At 61.6% G+C, this 18,858-nt stretch carries 22 protein-coding genes, 1 tRNA gene and 1 other RNA gene; 19 read left to right on the plus strand and 5 right to left on the minus strand.

Annotation, left to right across the window (positions count from 1 at the left end):
• The 5 genes from PG883_RS06990 to PG883_RS07010 form a co-directional block, all read left to right on the plus strand.
• Positions 1-98: transposase (locus PG883_RS06990; RefSeq protein ID WP_160171047.1), on the plus strand; the 98-nt coding region annotated here is incomplete at its 5' end.
• 176 nt (positions 99-274) lie between these two features.
• Positions 275-823 (plus strand): DUF2982 domain-containing protein, encoded by a 549-nt coding sequence (locus PG883_RS06995; RefSeq protein ID WP_247631732.1) that lies wholly within the window; start codon positions 275-277, stop codon positions 821-823.
• A gap of 82 nt (positions 824-905) precedes the next feature.
• Complete coding sequence (locus PG883_RS07000) at positions 906-1,850, plus strand: LysR family transcriptional regulator (protein ID WP_103243009.1); 945 nt, start codon at positions 906-908, stop codon at positions 1,848-1,850.
• 46 nt (positions 1,851-1,896) lie between these two features.
• On the plus strand, positions 1,897-2,919 hold the full coding sequence (locus tag PG883_RS07005) for a response regulator (protein WP_041211557.1): 1,023 nt from the start codon (positions 1,897-1,899) through the stop codon (positions 2,917-2,919).
• A gap of 32 nt (positions 2,920-2,951) precedes the next feature.
• A complete protein-coding gene (locus PG883_RS07010; RefSeq protein ID WP_039038700.1) occupies positions 2,952-3,383 on the plus strand; it encodes a PAS domain-containing protein in 432 nt (143 codons plus the stop codon).
• 63 nt (positions 3,384-3,446) lie between these two features.
• Here the strand turns inward: PG883_RS07010 and ltaE are convergent, their stop codons facing one another.
• From ltaE to PG883_RS07025, 3 genes are all read right to left on the minus strand, one after another.
• Positions 3,447-4,463 carry a low-specificity L-threonine aldolase gene (ltaE, locus tag PG883_RS07015; protein WP_042016636.1) on the minus strand — a complete coding sequence of 339 codons (1,017 nt, stop codon included), beginning with the start codon at positions 4,461-4,463 and terminating at the stop codon, positions 3,447-3,449.
• 86 nt (positions 4,464-4,549) lie between these two features.
• Positions 4,550-5,257 (minus strand): short-chain dehydrogenase, encoded by a 708-nt coding sequence (locus PG883_RS07020; RefSeq protein WP_247631728.1) that lies wholly within the window; start codon positions 5,255-5,257, stop codon positions 4,550-4,552.
• Positions 5,258-5,332: 75 nt separating this feature from the next.
• Positions 5,333-5,740, minus strand: coding sequence for a helix-turn-helix domain-containing protein (locus PG883_RS07025; protein WP_010675017.1), 408 nt, complete (start codon positions 5,738-5,740; stop codon positions 5,333-5,335).
• Between the two features lie 166 nt (positions 5,741-5,906).
• Between PG883_RS07025 and PG883_RS07030 the strand changes: the two genes are divergently transcribed.
• Positions 5,907-6,806 carry an aldo/keto reductase gene (locus PG883_RS07030; protein WP_010675018.1) on the plus strand — a complete coding sequence of 300 codons (900 nt, stop codon included), beginning with the start codon at positions 5,907-5,909 and terminating at the stop codon, positions 6,804-6,806.
• A gap of 69 nt (positions 6,807-6,875) precedes the next feature.
• Here the strand turns inward: PG883_RS07030 and PG883_RS07035 are convergent, their stop codons facing one another.
• Complete coding sequence (locus PG883_RS07035) at positions 6,876-7,154, minus strand: RNA recognition motif domain-containing protein (protein WP_029314670.1); 279 nt, start codon at positions 7,152-7,154, stop codon at positions 6,876-6,878.
• A gap of 212 nt (positions 7,155-7,366) precedes the next feature.
• Complete coding sequence (locus PG883_RS07040; protein WP_010675020.1) at positions 7,367-7,909, minus strand: hypothetical protein; 543 nt, start codon at positions 7,907-7,909, stop codon at positions 7,367-7,369.
• A 174-nt stretch (positions 7,910-8,083) separates the two neighbouring features.
• Here PG883_RS07040 and mepA point away from each other — a divergent pair, with 174 nt between their 5' ends.
• The 13 genes from mepA to nuoF all read left to right on the plus strand — a co-directional run bounded on the left by mepA (position 8,084) and on the right by nuoF (position 18,818).
• Entirely contained in the window at positions 8,084-8,827 is a 744-nt protein-coding gene (gene mepA, locus PG883_RS07045; RefSeq protein ID WP_010675021.1) for a penicillin-insensitive murein endopeptidase, read from the plus strand.
• A 42-nt stretch (positions 8,828-8,869) separates the two neighbouring features.
• Positions 8,870-9,475: a LemA family protein gene (locus PG883_RS07050; protein WP_010675022.1), complete on the plus strand. Its 606-nt coding sequence runs from the start codon at positions 8,870-8,872 to the stop codon at positions 9,473-9,475.
• The gene (locus PG883_RS07055; RefSeq protein ID WP_043154789.1) at positions 9,472-10,206 is read left to right on the plus strand and encodes a TPM domain-containing protein; all 735 of its coding nucleotides are present in this window, start codon (positions 9,472-9,474) and stop codon (positions 10,204-10,206) included. The genes PG883_RS07050 and PG883_RS07055 overlap by 4 nt, the downstream gene beginning before the upstream one ends.
• A gap of 22 nt (positions 10,207-10,228) precedes the next feature.
• Positions 10,229-10,846 (plus strand): TPM domain-containing protein, encoded by a 618-nt coding sequence (locus PG883_RS07060; RefSeq protein WP_010675024.1) that lies wholly within the window; start codon positions 10,229-10,231, stop codon positions 10,844-10,846.
• A 266-nt stretch (positions 10,847-11,112) separates the two neighbouring features.
• Positions 11,113-11,200 (plus strand) — tRNA-Ser (locus PG883_RS07065).
• 55 nt (positions 11,201-11,255) lie between these two features.
• Positions 11,256-11,384: non-coding RNA, RtT sRNA (locus PG883_RS07070), on the plus strand.
• A 655-nt stretch (positions 11,385-12,039) separates the two neighbouring features.
• Positions 12,040-12,798: a flagellar motor protein gene (locus PG883_RS07075; RefSeq protein WP_029314677.1), complete on the plus strand. Its 759-nt coding sequence runs from the start codon at positions 12,040-12,042 to the stop codon at positions 12,796-12,798.
• A complete protein-coding gene (locus tag PG883_RS07080; protein ID WP_010675026.1) occupies positions 12,776-13,651 on the plus strand; it encodes a flagellar motor protein MotB in 876 nt (291 codons plus the stop codon). The genes PG883_RS07075 and PG883_RS07080 overlap by 23 nt, the downstream gene beginning before the upstream one ends.
• Before the next feature lie 256 nt (positions 13,652-13,907).
• Complete coding sequence (locus PG883_RS07085; protein ID WP_010675027.1) at positions 13,908-14,312, plus strand: NADH-quinone oxidoreductase subunit A; 405 nt, start codon at positions 13,908-13,910, stop codon at positions 14,310-14,312.
• Positions 14,313-14,341: 29 nt separating this feature from the next.
• Positions 14,342-15,016 carry a NuoB/complex I 20 kDa subunit family protein gene (locus PG883_RS07090; protein WP_010675028.1) on the plus strand — a complete coding sequence of 225 codons (675 nt, stop codon included), beginning with the start codon at positions 14,342-14,344 and terminating at the stop codon, positions 15,014-15,016.
• A 2-nt stretch (positions 15,017-15,018) separates the two neighbouring features.
• Positions 15,019-16,824 (plus strand): NADH-quinone oxidoreductase subunit C/D, encoded by a 1,806-nt coding sequence (nuoC, locus tag PG883_RS07095; RefSeq protein ID WP_041201635.1) that lies wholly within the window; start codon positions 15,019-15,021, stop codon positions 16,822-16,824.
• Positions 16,825-16,896: 72 nt separating this feature from the next.
• Positions 16,897-17,436 carry an NADH-quinone oxidoreductase subunit NuoE gene (nuoE, locus tag PG883_RS07100; RefSeq protein ID WP_010675030.1) on the plus strand — a complete coding sequence of 180 codons (540 nt, stop codon included), beginning with the start codon at positions 16,897-16,899 and terminating at the stop codon, positions 17,434-17,436.
• The gene (gene nuoF / locus PG883_RS07105; RefSeq protein ID WP_010675031.1) at positions 17,433-18,818 is read left to right on the plus strand and encodes an NADH-quinone oxidoreductase subunit NuoF; all 1,386 of its coding nucleotides are present in this window, start codon (positions 17,433-17,435) and stop codon (positions 18,816-18,818) included. Before nuoE ends, nuoF begins: the two co-directional genes overlap by 4 nt.
• Positions 18,819-18,858: the final 40 nt, after the last annotated feature.

Genomic DNA, 18,858 nt, shown 5'->3' on the forward strand with positions numbered 1-18,858 from the left:
ACAAGATCAAAGTGATAAAGCGCATGGCATATGGATTTAGGGACTCAGAATACTTTTTTCTGAAAATCAAGGCGGCCTTCCCCGGAAAGCCGCGATGAACCTGAAAAAAGGCCGAAATCATATGAAAACGCTACATGTGATCCCCATGGTACGAAGAAATGGACTCACACTGGTATTGTTGGGCATGGTGATAACCATTGCTATGATTTTTATACTTTTTTTTCTTCGTGAACAACTACTAATCCCCGCCATTTCCCTCCTCCTCGCGGGCCTGATGACAATTCTTGTCGGGGTTTGGAAACTGGGTGAGCCTCATTTTAGTCTCTCTTTGTGTCAGGACTGCCTGCAATACCATCACAAGTACGGCGGCTGGATCCTGAAATGGAGAAATATTCAGCGAATTGACCAACCACGTATCCATTTGGGGTGGGATCTGGTGGAGCTGCCCTACATCGGTTTGAAAATAAAGGATTACGACGCATTTTTGACGCTGATCACACCCCGGCTCGCCGTCCGTCTGCTGACCGAGCAGCGCGCCGTGCTGATGCAGGCCATGCGAAGCGAGCGCTCCGACTGCCCGACCGGAGGGTGCGGCAGTGGGCTCCAGGGAGAGGGACTGCTGGAGGAGAGCCGCTTCTGCTCACCCGCCGGCCAGCGCTATGAGGGGGTGATCGCCATGCTCGGCAACCGGATGGCACGGCTGCGTGACCTGCTGGGGTACGATCTGCTGGTGCCCGACAACAGCCTGGACAGATCCCCGGAAGATTTCGTCCATCTGCTCCAGCAATACCAGCGCGAGTCGAATCTAATCCAGATCAATTAAACGCCGGATTGCGCTTGCCAAGCCCGGTGACTCTTCATAAGGTCACTGGCTTGTTACAGCCAGAACACCCCCTAAAACCGCTATGAAGTACATCGAAGAGTTCTATCTGTTCGTCAAGGTGGTGCAAGAGGGCGGTTTCTCCCACGCCGCCGCTGCGCTGGGCATGCCGACCGGCACCATCAGTCGACGTATCTCCCAACTGGAAGAGCAGCTCGGATGCAGCCTGCTGCACAGATCCACCCGCAAGCTGCGTCTCACGGACGAAGGGCTGCGCTATTACGAGCGCCTCTGTACCCCCCTGGCAGAGATAGAGCAGGCCACCGGCGAAATTCGGGGTGAGGAGACGGACATCAGCGGCCTCATCCGCCTCGCGGCCCCCATCGCCCTCTCCAACACCATCCTGGTCGACATGCTGGTGGACTTCGGCCTGCGCTATCCCGGGGTACAATTCGACATCCGCCAGTCCAACGACCATGCCCTCCAGGCGGATCAGGACAGGGACCTGGTCTTTTTCAACGGCGAGCTTCCCCAGACCCTGCCCAACGCCCTCTGTCTGGGTCACATCCAGTACGGTCTGTTCGCCTCCCCCCTCTATCTGGAGAAGATGGGTGTGCCCTCCCACCCGACCCAGCTGGAAGAGCACGATCTCATCTACTGCTGGCCCCACCAGCACTGGCAACTGAGCGGGCGGGACGAACAGACGGTCTGCATCAAGCGCACACCCCGCCTTTGCATCGACCAGACCCAGGCCGCCGTGCGGGCAGCCCAACGCCACCTCGGCATCGTCAACGCCCCGCAGCACTATGTGCACCCCTTCCTGCAAGATGGTCAGCTCGTCCCCGTCCTGCCGGACTGGCAGTCGGGAAAACGTCCCTTCTACATGCTCCATTGCCAGCCCCGGTTCACCCCGTTGCGTGTTAAGATGTTCGCCGATTTCGTCGAGAAACATTCCGAGCGCTATCGCACCCGTCAGCAGAACGATCAATTTTCACCGGCGCAGCCGCTGCCCGTTGCATCTGACGGCTGATGACCCACACTTAGCGCAATCCTCGTTGCACAGGTCGGCTAACACTATGAATGTATTGATATGTGATGACTCCGGGTTCGCGCGCAAACAGCTGGTGCGCGCCCTGCCCGCCGATTGGGGTGTCACCTTGCACCAGGCCGCGGACGGACTGGAAGGGGTCGAGCAGATCCTGATGGGGCACGGGGACCTGATCTTTCTCGATCTCACCATGCCGGAGATGGACGGATATGGCGTGCTCGAGACCCTCAAGCGAGAAGGGGTGCGCAGCAAGGTGATCGTGGTCTCCGGCGACATCCAGCCGGAAGCCCATGAGCGTGTCATGGCCCTTGGCGCCCTCGATTTCATCAAGAAGCCGGCCTCCCCGGACACCCTCCTTGCCTTGCTCAAGCGCCACGGACTGTGGCAATCGGCCACCCAGGTGACGGCCATCCAGCCCCAGCCCGTCGCCAGCCACCAGGCTGCCCAGAGCAGCATCCAGTTCACCCCCGAGCTGCGGGATGTCTATCAGGAGCTGGCCAACGTCGCCATGGGCCAGGGGGCGGATCTGCTGGCCCGCCTGCTCGGCGCCTTCGTGCTGCTCCCCATCCCCAACGTCAACGTGCTGGAGGTCTCCGAGCTGCACATGGCGCTCTCGGCCGCCGCCGAGTCGGAGACGCTCTCTGCGGTCTGTCAGGGCTTCATCGGGGCCGGGATCGCCGGGGAGGCCCTGCTGCTGTTCCACGATGCCAGCTTCCAGGACCTGGCCCGCCTGATGAACCATCAGGGGGAGCTGGATCACGGCGCCGAACTGGAACTGCTGATGGACACCGCCAACGTGCTGATCGGTGCCTTCCTGCGCGGCTACGCCAACCAGCTCGACACCCCTTTTAGCCAGGGTCACCCCGTGGTGCTGGGCCAGCACAGGCCCATTCAGGATCTCATTCGGACCAACCAGAGCCGCTGGCGCCGCACTCTGGCCATCGAGATCAACTATCGGGTGCAGGGCTATGCGGTGCAGTGCGATCTCTTGCTGCTGTTTACCGAAGATTCCATCGCCACCATGAACAACAAGATCATGCACATGCTCTGACCGCCCCGCGGCAGCAACCACCAGGAGTGACCATGGACATTCGGGAATTTCATTGGCTGATGAACATCGTCCAGAATCTGGACGTGGGGCTGGTCGTGCTCGACAGGGAGTACCGGATCCAGGTGTGGAACGGCTTCATGGAGAGTCACAGCGGCCGGCTGGCAGGCGAAGTGCGCGATCAAGGGCTGTTCTCGCTCTTCCCCGATGTGGACAAGGCGTGGTTCGAGCGCAAGGCCAACATGGTGTTCAAGCTCAACAACCGTGCCTTCAGCACCTGGGAGCAGCGCCCCTACCTGTTGCGCTTCTCCAACTACCGCCCCATCACGGGATCGGCCCCCTACATGTACCAGAACCTGACCCTGGTGCCGCTGGCCGACTTCGCCGGAGAGGTCACCCACCTGGCCATCATGATCTATGACGCCACCGACGAGGCCATGCTGATCACCGGCCAGCGCCAGGGATGACCGACCCTGCCATGACAACAAGGGCGCCCGATGGCGCCCTTGTTGTTGCGATGGGGAATGGCGTCAGCCACTCAGGTACTCGGTGAAGGCGTCGATCACCTCGTCGATGTCATCGTCGGTGATCTGCAGGTGGGTCACCAGCCTGAGTTCCCCGTAGCCGGAGAAGAGAATACCGCGCTCCTTCATGAAACCCAGCAAGGTGGCGGGATCTCCCTGGGTCAGGCGCAGGAATACCATGTTGGTCTGCACCTCCCCCAAGTTGAGTGCGATGCCTGGCAAGGCGGCCAGCCCCTCTGCCAGACGCCTGGCGCGGCGATGATCATCCGCCAGCCGGGCAACGTGCTGATCCAGCGCGAACAGGGCGGCCTGGGCCAGGATCCCTCCCTGGCGCATGCCGCCCCCCAGCATCTTGCGCAGCCGTCTGGCGCGGGCGATGAACGCAGCCGATCCCACCAGCAGGGAACCCACCGGCGCCCCCAGTCCCTTGGAGAGGCAGACAGAGATGCTGTCAAAAGGCGCCGCGATGGCGGCTACCGGCTCCCCGCTCGCCACCACCGCATTGAAGAGGCGAGCCCCGTCCAGATGCAGCTTCAGCCCCTTCTCGTCGACGAATTCGCGCATGGCGCGCAGGTAGGTCAATGGCAGCACCTTGCCGTTATGGGTATTTTCCAGGCAGACGAGGCGCGTCTGGACGAAATGGGGATCATCGGGAGCGATGGCCCCCCGCACATCCTCGATGGCCAGGGTGCCGTCCGCTTGCATGGGGACGGATTGCAGGGCCACCGAGCCCAGCACGGCAGAGCCCTGGGCCTCGTAGCGATAGATGTGGGAGGCCGCCCCCAGCACGGCCCCTTCCCCACGCTGGCAGTGACTCATCATGGCCAGCAGGTTGGACATGGTGCCGGAGGGCACGAACAGAGCCGCCTCCTTGCCCAGCAGTTCGGCGCCGCGGCGCTCCAGCGCATTGATGCTGGGATCTTCCCCATAGACATCGTCTCCCACCTCGGCATGCAGCATGCTCTGGCGCATGGCTTCCGTGGGTTGGGTCACGGTATCACTTCGTAAATCGATATAGCGCATGTCATCCTCCTGATGCAGGACGATGACATTAACCAGCCGACACCCGGCTGGCAAGAAACGGCAAGCGGGAATGTGAGCCCGGCGGCTCACCAGGGCAGCGACTGACCCTGCAGATCCACGAAACGGCCCGAGTGCGCGGGCGTCAGTGTGGCCATCAGATCCAGCAGGCGGACGGCGACCTCGGCGGGGTCCTGCAGCAAGGTGGGATCCATCTCCTGAAGAAAAGGTTGCTGCATGGGGGTATTCATGAGGCCGGGATGCACGGTGATGACACCGGCGCCGGGAAAACGTCCAGCCCACTCACCCGCCAGGATCCGGGAGCCCATGTTGAGGGCGGCCTTGCTCATGCGGTAGCTGTAATGGCACATGGCCTCCTGGCCCCCCTCCTCCAGGCTTCCCGCCCGATCCGAGAGGGTGCAGAGCCAGAGCGTGCTCTGGGGCATCATGCGCCGGCTGAGGTTGGCACCAAGGGCCAGGTGGGGCCAGGCATTGGCCAGCAGACTCTCTTCGAGCCATTGGGGGGTCACCTCCTCCACCCGCCGCTCCGGCATGTGGGCAAGATCATGGAGCAGGCCTATGGTGTTGATCACCACTGTCGGCAGGGTGGTGCTGTCATAGAGGGTGAAGAGGGCTTCAAAGGAGAGCGAGTCCACCTCCTGCAGCGGAAAGTAGCAGGCGGGATCCAGTCCCCTGGGCAGTTGCCTGCCCGCCAGCAACCACTCTTCTCCCCGTCTGGCCAGCGCCCGTGCCAGCGCACTGCCCAACCCGCCACTGCCCAGGATCAGATAGCTCATCTGCGTGTCCTTGGATTTGATCACTGCTTAGAGGGTATCAGAAGAATGGCGGACTGCCGGGAGCCCCCGTCAGGCTCAGGCCTCGGCCAGATGGCGCCCAAACTCCCGCGCCCGGGCCAGGTCCAGAAAACCGTCCGCCTGCTTGTGGCTGCGCAGGAACTGGTAATAGGCGAGCAGGGTCACCAGTTGCTCCTCATCCGGCATGGGTTTTCCCGGACGGGTCTCCTGCACCAGCGACCCCGCCGCCGCCAGCGCGTCCCTGTCCACCACCTCGGCCTGACGATAGAGATACCCGCAACCGGTGGCGAGCCACTCCAGCGAGCAGTTGGCCGCCATGGCAATCTGGTTCGCCTTGCCAAGGCCGGGCTCGGCCCCTTTCAGATACTTGCGGATCAGGGCTTCACTCAACCCCACCTTGCGGGCAAAGGCGCTCACGCTCCCCTCCCCAATAAGGCTTTGCAGCCTGGCGGCAAATCCTTCCATCACCCCTTCTCCTCTCACTGACACCGGGATCTTGACCCGTCGGAGTCAGAACCATAGTTCGAATTCGCGAAGGGGGCATTATTGCCTTGTCCGCCGGATGAGACCAAGATGCTGGCACATGATTTTGCCCCTTTCTTTTCGCATTTTTATCTCCAGAGGAGTCACCATGTCCGTATCCCGTCTGGCCCTGCATGAGCAAGGCCCCACCTTCTCCCGCCTCATCATGGGCTACTGGCGCCTGATGGAGTGGCAGCTCTCCCCCGCCGCCCTGCTGGACCTGATGAAATATCACCTTGATCTCGGGGTCACCACCATCGATCACGCCGACATCTACGGTGGCTACCAATGCGAGGAGGCCTTCGGCCATGCCCTGCGCCTGGAGCCCTCCCTGCGCGATCGCATGGAGATCGTCAGCAAGTGCGGCATCGCCCTCACCGCCAATCCGGCCCACGCCCTGAATCACTACAACACCGGCAAGGGACACATCGTCGCCAGTGCCGAAGCCTCCTTGCAAAAGCTCGGCACCGATCATCTGGATCTGTTGCTGATCCATCGCCCCGACCCCCTGATGAACGCCGACGAGGTGGCCGACGCCTTCATCACCCTCAAGCAGGCAGGCAAGATCAAGCACGCCGGGGTCTCCAACTTCACGCCCCACCAGTTCGCCCTGCTGCAATCCCGCCTGCCCTTCCCCCTGGTCACCAACCAGCTGGAGATCTCCCCGCTCCATCAGGAGGGGACGCTGGATGGTGCCCTGGATCAATGCCAGCAACAGCGCATCAAGCCCATGGCCTGGTCCTGCCTTGGCGGCGGGCGGCTGTTCCATGCCCCCGAATATGCCCCGCTGCGGGCGGAACTCGAGCAGATCCGCCAGGAGGTGGGCGCCGACTGTCTGGAGCAGGTGGTCTACGCCTGGGTGATGATGCTACCGAGTCAGCCGCTGCCCCTCATCGGCTCCGGCAAACGGGAGCGGATCGCCGCCGCCGTGGCAGCCGAGTCCATTGAGCTCACTCGCCAGCAGTGGTTCCGCATCCGCAAGGCCGCTCTGGGTTATGACGTTCCCTGAGTCTGCACCAGACCCTGAAAACAAAAACGGCATGGAGGATTCCATGCCGTTTTCCGTTATCGAGACGATTCAACGATGGCGCTGGGGGCGACCACGGGGTGCATCCGTCTTCGGTTTGGCCTGATTGACCGTGATGGTGCGGCCGCCGACCTCGGTGCCGTGCAACTCGGCGATGGCCTTCTCGGCCTCACCATTGACCGGCATTTCAATGAAACCAAACCCCTTGGACTGACCGGTATCGCGGTCGATGATGATATCGACCTTGTCTACCTGCCCAAATTGGCTGAACACGGTTGTCAGTTCGTCGGCCGTCATCCGGTACGACAGATTACCTACGTAAATCTTCATGCCATCCACTCTCGATTCAAGGTGCCTTATCTATGCATCCACCGACCTGGGAGTAAGGGCACAACCCCCCTGCCGGACCAGCCACGGCATCATGCCATGGCACTTCCAGCTTCGTATCCCAAGTCCTTGATCTCTTGGGTTATCAGAGCAGGAAAGATCAAATCGAATCAGAGGCAGTATCTGAGCATTGGGATGAATTGTCGAGAAAATAGTCAGATCGGGTGCAGCTCGGCCAGCAATGTGCCGAGGGCACGACGCCCATGCCAGGCACGTTTGAACCCGAATCGATAGACCCCGGGGGCCACTTCGTGAGTCCCTTCCCGGGACAACCCGAGCAGGCTGGTGGCCGTCGCCAGGGTCACCTCATCCAGCCCGAGATCCAGGCTGAAATCGAGCCACTGGCCATCGTGTCCCACCTTGCGATCCCGCTCCATGCCCACCAGCACGGCCCTGGGCAGCGCCAAGGCCCGGTCTTCGCCGCCATTGAGCAGATAGAGATGGCGTTCATCCCAGGCAAGCTCCGCCAGACGCCAGCGCTGCCAGTTGCGCGGCAACACCATCATCACCAGCACGATACCGCCAAAGACCACCCCGACCCAGGGCAGCAGGCCCATGTCGGGATATCCCAGCCAGAGGGCGGCCACCACAGTGGCGAGACTCGCCAGCAACAGGCAGATCATCACCCCGTAAAACCGCCGGGCCGGGGGCATCAGCCAGCTCACGTTCTCTTGCGCTGCCAGCTCACTGACTCTCATCTTCTCTTCTCCTTCTGTGATGCGAACGGCCTTGCCGTCGCTGCGTTGCCGCGCATTGTGCGCGAGCGACGCGCCGCGATGCAACCGCCACCGCGACACGGATGACGGCCAGCCGCCACTCTTGGTATGCTTGGGGCTGTCTGAGCCCGCACTGGGCGCCATCCCGGGAGTCCCATGTTCGCCATCGCCCTGCTCTTGTCCGCGAGCACACTCTATGCCGAGGCCATCGGCGGCTACTCCGCCGGCTGCCTGAAAAATGCCGTGGCCCTGCCCCTCGAAGGCCCAGGTTATCAGGTGATCCGCACCAAACGGCTTCGCTATTACGGTCACCCCGACCTCATCCATTACCTGCAGCATCTGGCCAACCAGACCAGACTGGCCGGCATGCCGGATCTCTATATCGCCGACCTCGCCATGATGCACGGGGGGCCCTTTACCTCAGGTCATCGCAGCCACCAGACCGGCCTGGATGCCGACATCTGGTTCAGGATGGCTGACAGACCCATCAGCCGCTGGGAGCAGGATGCCCCCAGGGAGTGGGCGCTGATCGACGAACCCAGCTACCGGATGCTACCCGGCCGATTCGGTCCCAGGCAGCTCAATCTGCTGCGCCTTGCGGCTGATCGCCCCGAGGTGGCGCGTATCTTCGTCAACCCCGTCATCAAGGCCGAGGTGTGCAAACAGGCACCCGGTGAAGCCTGGGTCGGCAAGCTGCGCCCCTGGGTCGGCCACTTCAGCCACTTTCACGTGCGCCTGCGCTGCCCGGCAAACAGTCCGGACTGCCAGTCCCAGGCTCCCATTCCCCCCGGCAATGGCTGTGGGGAGGAGCTGGCCTCCTGGCTCAAGGACAAACCCCAGTTGCCCAAGGTGTCGATGAGCTACCGCGCCCCCCTCTTACCCAGGCGTTGTGAGGGCTGACCACAAGCTGTTATGGTGAACCTATTTCCGAGAGAAATATCAATGGAGAACAACAAGATGGCCACTTCACTCTGGCAGCGTGGTACCCGTGCCCTGCTGACCCTGACCCTGCTGCTGGGTTTGACCGGCTGCGGCATGAACACCATTCCGACCCTGGATGAGCAGGTCAAGGCGAGCTGGGGACAGGTCGAGAACCAATACCAGCGCAGGGCCGATCTCATTCCCAACCTGGTGGCCACCGTCAAGGGGTACGCCAGCCACGAGCAGGAGACCCTCAAGGCTGTCACCGATGCCCGTGCCCGAGTCGGCAGCGTGCAGGTGAGTGACCCCTCCCAGCTCAAGGCGTTCGAGGCGGCTCAGGAGCAGCTCTCCAGCGCCCTCTCCCGGCTGATGGTAGTGGTCGAGCGCTACCCGGATCTGAAGGCCGACCAGCAGTTCCTGACCCTGCAGGCCCAGCTGGAAGGCACCGAGAATCGCATCGCGGTGGCCAGACGGGATTACATCGAAGCAGTACGCCAGTTCAATACCGAGATCCGTACCTTCCCCGGGGTCATCTGGTCCAAGCTGCTTTACTCCGATCTGGAAGCCAAACCCACCTTCAGCGCCAAGCCCGGTGCCGATGAGGCGCCCAAGGTCAGCTTCCAATGAACGTGATGAGACGCTGGCTGGCGCTCTGTCTGCTGCTCTGTGCCACGGCACTGCATGCCGCCCCCGATTTCCCGGCCCTGACCGGGCGGGTGGTGGACGAGGCCAATCTGATGTCCCGCAAGCAGGCCCACCAACTCGCACAGCAACTGGCCGTCTTCGAGAAGCGCAGCGGCGTCCAGCTGGTGGTGGTCTCCATCGACACACTGGCGGGGGATACCATCGAAGAGTACGGCTACCAGCTCGGTCGCCACTGGGGCATCGGCCAAAAAGGCAAGAACAACGGCGTTCTGCTGATCATCGCCCAGGACGAGCGCAAGGTGCGCATCGAGGTGGGTTATGGCCTGGAAGGTGCCCTGCCCGACGCCATCGCCGCCAATATCATCCAGACCCGGATCCTGCCCGCCTTCAAGCGCGGTGACATGGTGGCCGGCATCCTCGCCGGCAGCCAGGGCATCATGCAGGCCCTGGCCGGGGAGTATCAGCCCGTGGACCACGCCAGCAAGGCCGACAAGCAGGGAGGTCCCTGGCTCTTCATCCTGGTGGTGATTGCGATGATCGTGCTGCACAACCTGCGCAGCGGCGGCGGTGGGCCGGGAGGACGTCGCCGGGCCGCCTACATGGCCGGTGGATTCGGTGCCGGCTCCTTTGGCGGCCGCACTGGCGGTGGTGGTGGCGGTTTCAGTGGTGGCGGCGGCAGCTTTGGCGGCGGCGGTGCATCTGGCGGTTGGTAATCAGGGAAAAAGAGACAACAAGATGATTTCTAAACAGTTTTTCCACACCTTGCAGGCCAGGGTTCGACAGGCCGAGCAGGCCACGGATGCCGAACTGGTCACCGTGCTGGCCCCGGCCAGCGATGGCTATCGCTATATCCCGACCCTGTGGGCCGCCCTGCTGGCCATGCTCACCCCCCTGCTGGTCTTCCAGCTCGGCTTCTGGCTTGGCTGGTACGAGATCCTGCTGGTGCAGTGGTCGGTCTGGTTGCTACTGAGCCTGCTGTTCCACTGGACGCCCATCAAGATGCGGCTCATTCCCAACAAGGTACGCCGTCACCGGGCCGCCCTGATGGCCCGCCTGCAGTTTGTCGAGCAGGGACTTCACCGCACCCGGGACCGGCTCGGTGTGCTCATCTTCGTCTCGGTGGCGGAGCACTATGTGGAGATCCTGGTAGACGACGGGATCGCCCAGCACATCGACAACACCCAGTGGCAGCAGATCATCGACGACTTCGTGGTTCGGGTACGCAACAAGGAGGTCGAGCAGGGGTTTCTGGAGTGCGTGGAGCGCACCAGCGCCATTCTGACCGACGCCTTCCCCGCAACCCGGGATCAGAACGAGCTGCCTGACAGCCTGATCATTCTCGACAAGCCTTGAACGGGATTAAAAAATCGGCATTCTGTTCAAGGGATAGGCACTCGATAAAGATTATGAAAAATAAGGGGAAAAGTGGTTGACCCAGGCAGCCCTTTCCCCTAAATTACGCCCCGTTCCAGCGCAACGGCGCAGCGGACACCGTGTTGGCTGAACACGTTAAACCACAGACAAAAATTTGGTGCGGTATCCGAGAGGCTGCCCACCGACGAAGTCGGCAAGATGCACGCGCAGCGTGCTCCGAAAGCCACTTCAAGCAGTAAAAATTTGGTGAGGTGTCCGAGTGGCTGAAGGAGCACGCCTGGAAAGTGTGTATACGGCAACGTATCGAGGGTTCGAATCCCTCCCTCACCGCCAAATTGTAAAAACCGACCTAAGGGTCGGTTTTTTGCATCTGGTGACATGGCAACATCCGATGCCGATGGAGAGAAGGTGAGAAGCCTCGTCGGGTTCGAGCAGAGCAGCTTGCTGCGATGAACGACCGCAGGCCGCCCCGAAGGGGTGTGCCACGCAGTGGTGAATCATTCCTCCCTCACCGCCAAATAAAGTAAAAGGCCCCGTCGCAAGACGGGGCCTTTTACTTTATCCGATGATGGGCGGCTCGGTTCGAACCCTGTCGACAGGCGGGCAGGATAGCCCGACTGGACGGCCAGAGGCCGCCCGCAGGTCGAGCGCCAGGGATGGCGCGAGTCAATCCCGACCCAGCGTACAGATTGAAGAACCGACCTCAGGGTCGGTTTTTTCTTCAAGGTGTCTGCCAACCCCCTGGCAGGAGAAACCCGTCATTGGCGGGGCCAGAAAAAACGGCTTGCCGCGATACCTGGCCGAGTGCCGCCCAGCCAATCCCATCCCTTCCGCCTCTCTGCTCTCTGCCGACAGGGGATATGCCCCGAGGGCAGCCAGCCCTCTCTCGTTGGCAGCGCATTACGCCAATATAAGAGAAAGTGGCGATATAAATAACCAACATACTCTCACAGATAGCACAGTATATTGTGATATCACCTGGATAACCGCCTCGTCCTGCCAGGTCGGCACCGTCAACCTGCTCTGCTGACCAAGCGGCACAGGCCGATGCCACCGGACACTACCGGGTCTGCGCAACCTCTCGGATATTGCTCACCGATTGGATATCGTTTTGAAAAACTGATAGTTAAATGGCTACACTAGCCTCACACATCGCATAGGGATATGGACAAATGAGTCTTATTGGCTTGCTGCTGGCCCTGGCAGCCATTCTGGGTGGCAACATGATAGAAGGGGGGCACCCCAGCGCCCTGCTCGATCTGCCCGCCTTTCTCATCGTGATCGGCGGTACCGTCGGTGCCGCACTGACCCAGTTTCCCTTCTCCGTGGTTGGTAAAACCCTCAAACGCTTCAAGTGGCTCATTACTCCCCTGCGCCTCGACATGCTGGAGCAGGCCCAACTGCTTGAAACCCTGGCGGGCAATGCACGGCGCAGCGGCATGCTGGCACTGGAGGGCATGATCGACGACATCAAGGATCCCTTCCTGCAAAAAGGGGTACAGATGATGGTCGATGGCTACGAGAAGACCAAAATCCACGAGGTACTGGAAAACGAGATCGAGTTCGAGCAGGAAGATATCGAACAGACCGTCAAATTCTACGAGGCCATGGGGGGCTACTGCCCGACCATGGGGATCGTCGGGGCCGTATTTGGCCTCATTCACGCCATGGGCCTGCTGGATGCCCCCGACAAGCTGGGGGGCGCCATCGCGGTGGCATTTATCGCCACCATCTACGGGGTGTCGGCCGCCAACCTCATCTTCCTTCCCTTCGGCAACCGCTACAAGTCGTTTGCCCACCAGATCCGCCACTACAAAGAGATGACCCTCACCGGCATCCTCTGTATCGTGGACGGCGAGTCACAGCAACGGCTGCAAGTGACCCTTGAGCCTTACCTCGGAGGCCACGGTGGCGAAAAAGAAAAAGGCTGAGGCGCCGGAGAACCACGAACGCTGGCTGGTCTCCTACGCCGACTTCATGACACTGCTGTTCGCCCTGTTCGTGGTGCTCTACTCCTTCGCCATGGCCAAGCAGTCGGAGACTCGCGTGCTCATTCAGGGCTTTATCGAATCTCTTGGCAAGATAGGGCTGGTCTCCCTTCCCGCCGGCTCCCCCGTGATGCAGGGGGGCACAGGCATACTGGAACCCGAGTCCAAGACCACCCCCAATACCTCCCAGAAAGAGCAGGTGCTGGATACCCAGACGCCCGCAGCGGCGGCCGACCCTTTCAACGAGACCATCGGCTCCTCGGAGAAACCTACGGCCACGGAGTCCTGGCCCCACAAGACCAAGGAGCAGGATTGGGTCACAGTCACCAAGCAGAAGCTGGATCAGCAGCTCAAGAGCCAAATCGAGTCCAAAGAGATCGAGGTGGAGCAGCTTGGCAGCCAACTGGTCATCCGCATCGGCGAAAAGACCTTGTTTCCGGCCGACTCCGCCTTCTTGCAGCCCCAGTTCATTCCGCTGGTCAACAAGGTCTCGGACGTGCTGGCGGACATCCCCGGCATGGTGGTGGTCACCGGTCACACCGACAACTCCCAGGCGCCGGTGGAGCTCTATCGCAACAACTGGGAGCTGTCGGTGCTGCGGGCGGCCACCATCACCCACACCCTGCTGACCAACCCCAAGCTGGATTCACGACGGCTGATCGCCCAGGGGGTGGCGGATACCCAACCCCGTTATCCAAACGATACCCCGGCTCACCGCCAGGCCAACCGCCGGGTGGAGATCGTGCTCTCCCAGGGCAAGGCGGCAGAGCAGAGCCTCCCCGTTCTCCAACCCTGAAACAGACCCCGCCATGCGGGGTCTTTTGTTTCCTGCCATCCCCCGGATTTTCAAACTATCCGGTTTTTTTCTGCTACATAAAAACGATTGAAAACAATTCTCAAACGAGAAAGTTGACCCCGCTAGCAAAACACAATTTTCATCCCGTTGATTAATAATTAATCCTTTGAAATGACATGTAAATCAGTACGAAAGTGGCATACTACGTAACATCATTGTTAAGTCACATGATTAATTTGGTTAGGGAAAAACCTATATGTTTGCTGATATTGCCGTCCAGCACTGGGCTTTTGCTGCCTATGTCATTGGCGCCATCTGTATCTGCTTGACCATGATAGGCCTGGCGGCCTTGCTGGGGGGACGCGCCTATGGCCGTGCCAAGAACAAACCCTTCGAATCCGGGGTGGATTCCGTCGGCAACGCCCGCCTGCGCTTCTCCGCCAAGTTCTACCTGGTCGCCATGTTCTTCGTCATCTTCGATGTCGAAGCCCTCTATCTCTTTGCCTGGTCCGTCTCCGTTCGGGAGAGCGGCTGGGTCGGCTTCATCGAAGCCACCATCTTCATCACCCTGCTGCTGGTAGGCCTCCTCTACCTGTGGCGCATTGGTGCCCTCGACTGGGCCCCGAAAAAGCGTGTCCTGACTGACAAGAAACCAGACTGAACTACCGATTATCTCTTTGAGGTTGCACCATGAAGTACACCCTGACCCGGATTGACCCGGATGCGCCCGTTGAGCGCTACCCCCAGGAACAGCGCCAGACCGTCGATGATCCACTGGCGCAGCAAGCGACCCGCGGCATCATGATCGGGCGCCTCGAAGAGGTGCTGCAAGACACCGTCAACTGGGGCCGCAAGAACTCCCTCTGGCCCTACAACTTCGGCATCTCCTGCTGCTACGTGGAGATGTGTACCGCCTTCACCTCTCCCCACGACGTGGCTCGCTTCGGCGCTGAGGTCATACGAGCCTCCCCCCGTCAGGCCGACTTCATGGTGATTGCTGGCACCCCCTTCATCAAGATGGCCCCTGTCATCCAGCGGCTCTATGAGCAGTTGCTCGAGCCCAAGTGGGTCATCTCCATGGGGGCCTGTGCCAACTCCGGCGGCATGTATGACATCTACTCCGTGGTACAGGGGGTGGACAAGTTCCTGCCGGTCGATGTCTACATTCCGGGCTGCCCGCCCCGCCCCGAGGCCTTCCTGCAAGCCCTGATGCTGCTGCAGGAGTCCATCGGCAAGGAACGCCGCCCCCTCTCCTGGGTGGTGGGGGATCAGGGGATCTACCGTCCCCAGATGCAATCCGAGAAGGAACGCAAGCGCGGCGAGCGGATCAACGTGACCAACCTGCGCACGCCGGATGAGATCTGATCATGAAACTGACTCGAGAATTCCCAAGCAATTACACCATGGCCCAGTGGCAAACCGCCGATCACTCCGATGCCCAGGTGGTCGGCGAGCTGTTCGCCCACTTCGGTGCCGAGCGCTTCACCGTGCAGAGCACCCGTACCGGCGTGCCGGTCATCTGGCTCTCCCGGGATCTGCTGCTGGACGTGATGGGCTTCTTGCAAAAGCTGCCCTCCCCCTTCGTGATGCTGTTCGATCTCAGCGCCACCGACGAACGGATGCGCAGCCATCGCCACGGCCTGCCGGAGAGCGACTTTACCGTCTTCTATCACCTCATCTCCATCGACCGTAACGCCGACGTGATGCTGAAAGTGGCGCTCAAGGAGAGCGATCTCCATCTGCCCACCGTCAGCCGCCACTTCCCCAACGCCAACTGGTACGAGCGGGAAGTGTGGGATCTGATGGGGATCACCTTCGATGGCCACCCCCATCTGACCCGCATCATGATGCCCAAGAGCTGGCAAGGGCACCCCCTGCGCAAGGACTACCCGGCGCGCGCCACCGAGTTTGATCCCTTCATGCTCGATGCGGTCAAGCAGGATCAGGAGCAGGACAACCTGCTGTTCAAGCCGGAAGAGTGGGGCATGGCCCGCGGCAACGAGAACGAGGACTACATGTTCCTGAACCTCGGGCCGAACCACCCCTCCGCCCACGGCGCCTTCCGCCTGGTGCTGCAACTCGACGGGGAAGAGATCCGCGACTGCGTGCCCGACATCGGCTATCACCACCGCGGCGCCGAGAAGATGGGCGAGCGCCAGTCCTGGCACAGCTACATCCCCTACACCGACCGGGTCGAATACCTGGGCGGCGTGATGAACAACCTGCCCTATGTGCTGGCGGTCGAGAAGCTGGCCGGCATCAAAGTGCCGGCGCGGGTCGACATGATCCGGGTGATGATGGCGGAGCTGTTCCGCATCCAGAGCCACCTGCTGTTCCTTGGCACCTACATTCAGGACGTGGGGGCCATGACCCCGGTCTTCTTCACCTTCACGGACCGCCAGAAGATCTACACCATCATCGAGGCCATCACCGGAGCCCGCATGCACCCGGCCTGGTTCCGTATCGGCGGCGTGGCCCACGATCTGCCTGCCGGCTGGGCCCGCCTCATCCAGGACAACCTGTTGAGCTGGCTGCCCAAGCGGTTGATGGAGTATGAAAAGGCGGCCATGCGCAACAGCATACTGCGGGGCCGCACCATCGGTGTCGCCGCCTACAACACGGCCCAGGCCCTGGCCTGGGGCACCACGGGGGGCGGTCTGCGGGCCACGGGGCTCAACTTTGACGTGCGCAAATGGCGCCCCTATTCCGGTTACGATCAGTTCGAGTTCGAGGTGCCGGTGGGCAGCAACGGGGACGCCTACGACCGCGCCACCGTGCGCATCGAGGAGATCCGCCAGAGCCTGTCCATTATCGAGCAGTGCATGAAAAACATGCCTGAGGGCCCCTTCAAGGCGGATCACCCGCTCACCACGCCACCGCCCAAAGAGCGCACCCTGCAGGACATCGAAACCCTGATCACCCACTTCCTGCAAGTCTCCTGGGGGCCTGTCATGCCGGCCGCCGAGTCCTTCCAGATGATAGAGGCGACCAAGGGGGTCAATAGCTATTACCTGACCAGCGACGGATCCACCATGAGCTACCGGACCCGGATCCGCACCCCGAGCTTTGCTCACCTGCAGCAGATCCCCTCGGTGATCCGCGGCCAGATGGTGTCGGATCTTATCGTCTACCTGGGCAGTATCGATTTCGTTATGTCAGATGTGGATCGTTGAGTCCTCTCGCCCCGGCAGCCGGGGCGAAGGGCAAGACGCGCAGTAAAGGGACAAGCCACAAAAGGTCAAGTCATGAGCCAATGTCAGTGTCACAATAACCAGACCCCACAAGGGCAAGGGGCATGCAGCAGCCAGCAGGGAGATTTCGTCCTGAGCCAGGCTGAGCGCGATGCCATCGAACACGAGAAACACCACTACGAAGATCCCCGTGCCGCCAGCATCGAAGCGCTCAAGATAGTGCAACAGGCCCGTGGCTGGGTACCTGACGGCGCCATTCACGCCATCGGCGCCGAGCTCGGCATCCCCGCCAGCGACGTGGAAGGGGTCGCCACCTTCTACAGCCAGATCTTCCGCCAGCCGGTGGGTCGTCACATCATCCGCGTCTGCGACAGCATGGTCTGCTACATCAACGGCCACGAGCAGTTGCTTGCCGGTCTGAAAGAGGTCGTCAATCTGGCCCCCGGTCAGACCTCCCCGGATGGCCGCTTCACCCTGTTGCCCGTCTGCTGCCTCGGCAACTGCGACAAGGGGCCGGCCATCATGATCGATGACGATACCTATGGCGGACTCGATGCCGTCAGCCTGCTGAAAACCCTGGAGGCTTACCCATGAGCATTCAGCCAGGCAAGACGCTTGCCTCCCTCGGCACCGCCAACCGCATCCCCCGCACCGCCGAGACCCACCCTCTCACCTGGCGCCTGCGGGACGACGGCCAGCCGGTCTGGCTCGAGGAGTATCAGGCAAAACAGGGCTATGAGGCCGCCCGCAAGGCCCTTGGCCAGATGAGCCCGGATGACATCGTCAGCACCGTCAAGGATGCCGGCCTCAAGGGACGCGGCGGCGCCGGTTTCTCCACCGGCGTGAAGTGGGGCCTGATGCCCAAAGACGAGAGCATGAACATCCGTTACCTGCTCTGCAACGCCGACGAGATGGAACCCAATACCTACAAAGACCGCATGCTGATGGAGCAGCTGCCCCACCTGCTGATCGAGGGGATGATCATCAGTGCCCGGGCTCTCAAGGCCTATCGCGGCTACATCTTCCTGCGCGGCGAGTACGTGGATGCCGCCATCCACCTGCGCCGCGCCGTGGAAGAGGCCAAGGCCGCGGGGTTCCTTGGCAAGAACATCCTGGGCTCGGGCTTTGACTTCGAGCTGTTCGTCCACACCGGCGCAGGTCGCTACATCTGCGGCGAAGAGACGGCCCTCATCAACTCCCTGGAAGGACGGCGCGCCAACCCGCGGGCCAAACCCCCCTTCCCCGCCGTCTCCGGCGTCTGGGGCAAGCCGACCTGCGTCAACAACGTCGAAACCCTGTGCAACGTCCCCGCCATCATCGGCAACGGTGTGGCCTGGTATCAGGGGCTGGCACTGCCGGGTTCGGAAGATCACGGCACCAAGCTGATGGGCTTTTCCGGCAAGGTCAACAATCCCGGCCTGTGGGAGCTGCCCTTTGGCATCACCGCCCGCGAGCTGTTCGAGGAGTGCGCAGGCGGCATGAAGCCCGGCTATCGCCTGAAAACCTGGCAACCAGGCGGTGCCGGCACCGGCTTCCTGCTGCCCGAGCACCTGGATGCCCAGATGTACGCTGGCGGCATCGGCAAGGTGGGCACCCGCATGGGTACGGGCCTTGCCATGGCGGTGGATGACAGCATCAACATGGTTTCCCTGCTGCGCAACATGGAGGAGTTCTTTGCCCGCGAATCCTGCGGCTGGTGCACCCCCTGCCGCGACGGCCTGCCCTGGAGCGTCAAGATCCTGCGGGCGCTGGAGCGGGGCGAGGGCCAACCCGAGGATCTCGCGACCCTGGAACAGCTCGTCAGTTTCCTGGGCCCGGGCAAGACCTTCTGTGCCCATGCCCCCGGCGCCGTCGAGCCCCTTGGCAGTGCGATGAAGTATTTCCGGTCCGAGTTCGAGGCCGGGGTCAAGGCCCCCCATGACAATCACAAGCTGTTCAAGGGTATCCAGCCCAACCTGCTGGGCGAGCGCTGGTAAGCGCCAGGACGCATCGGGCAATAGCCGATTTCATAAAACA

The organism is Aeromonas sp. QDB25 (assembly GCF_027707725.1).
GTDB classification, from domain to species: Bacteria; Pseudomonadota; Gammaproteobacteria; order Enterobacterales; family Aeromonadaceae; genus Aeromonas; species Aeromonas caviae.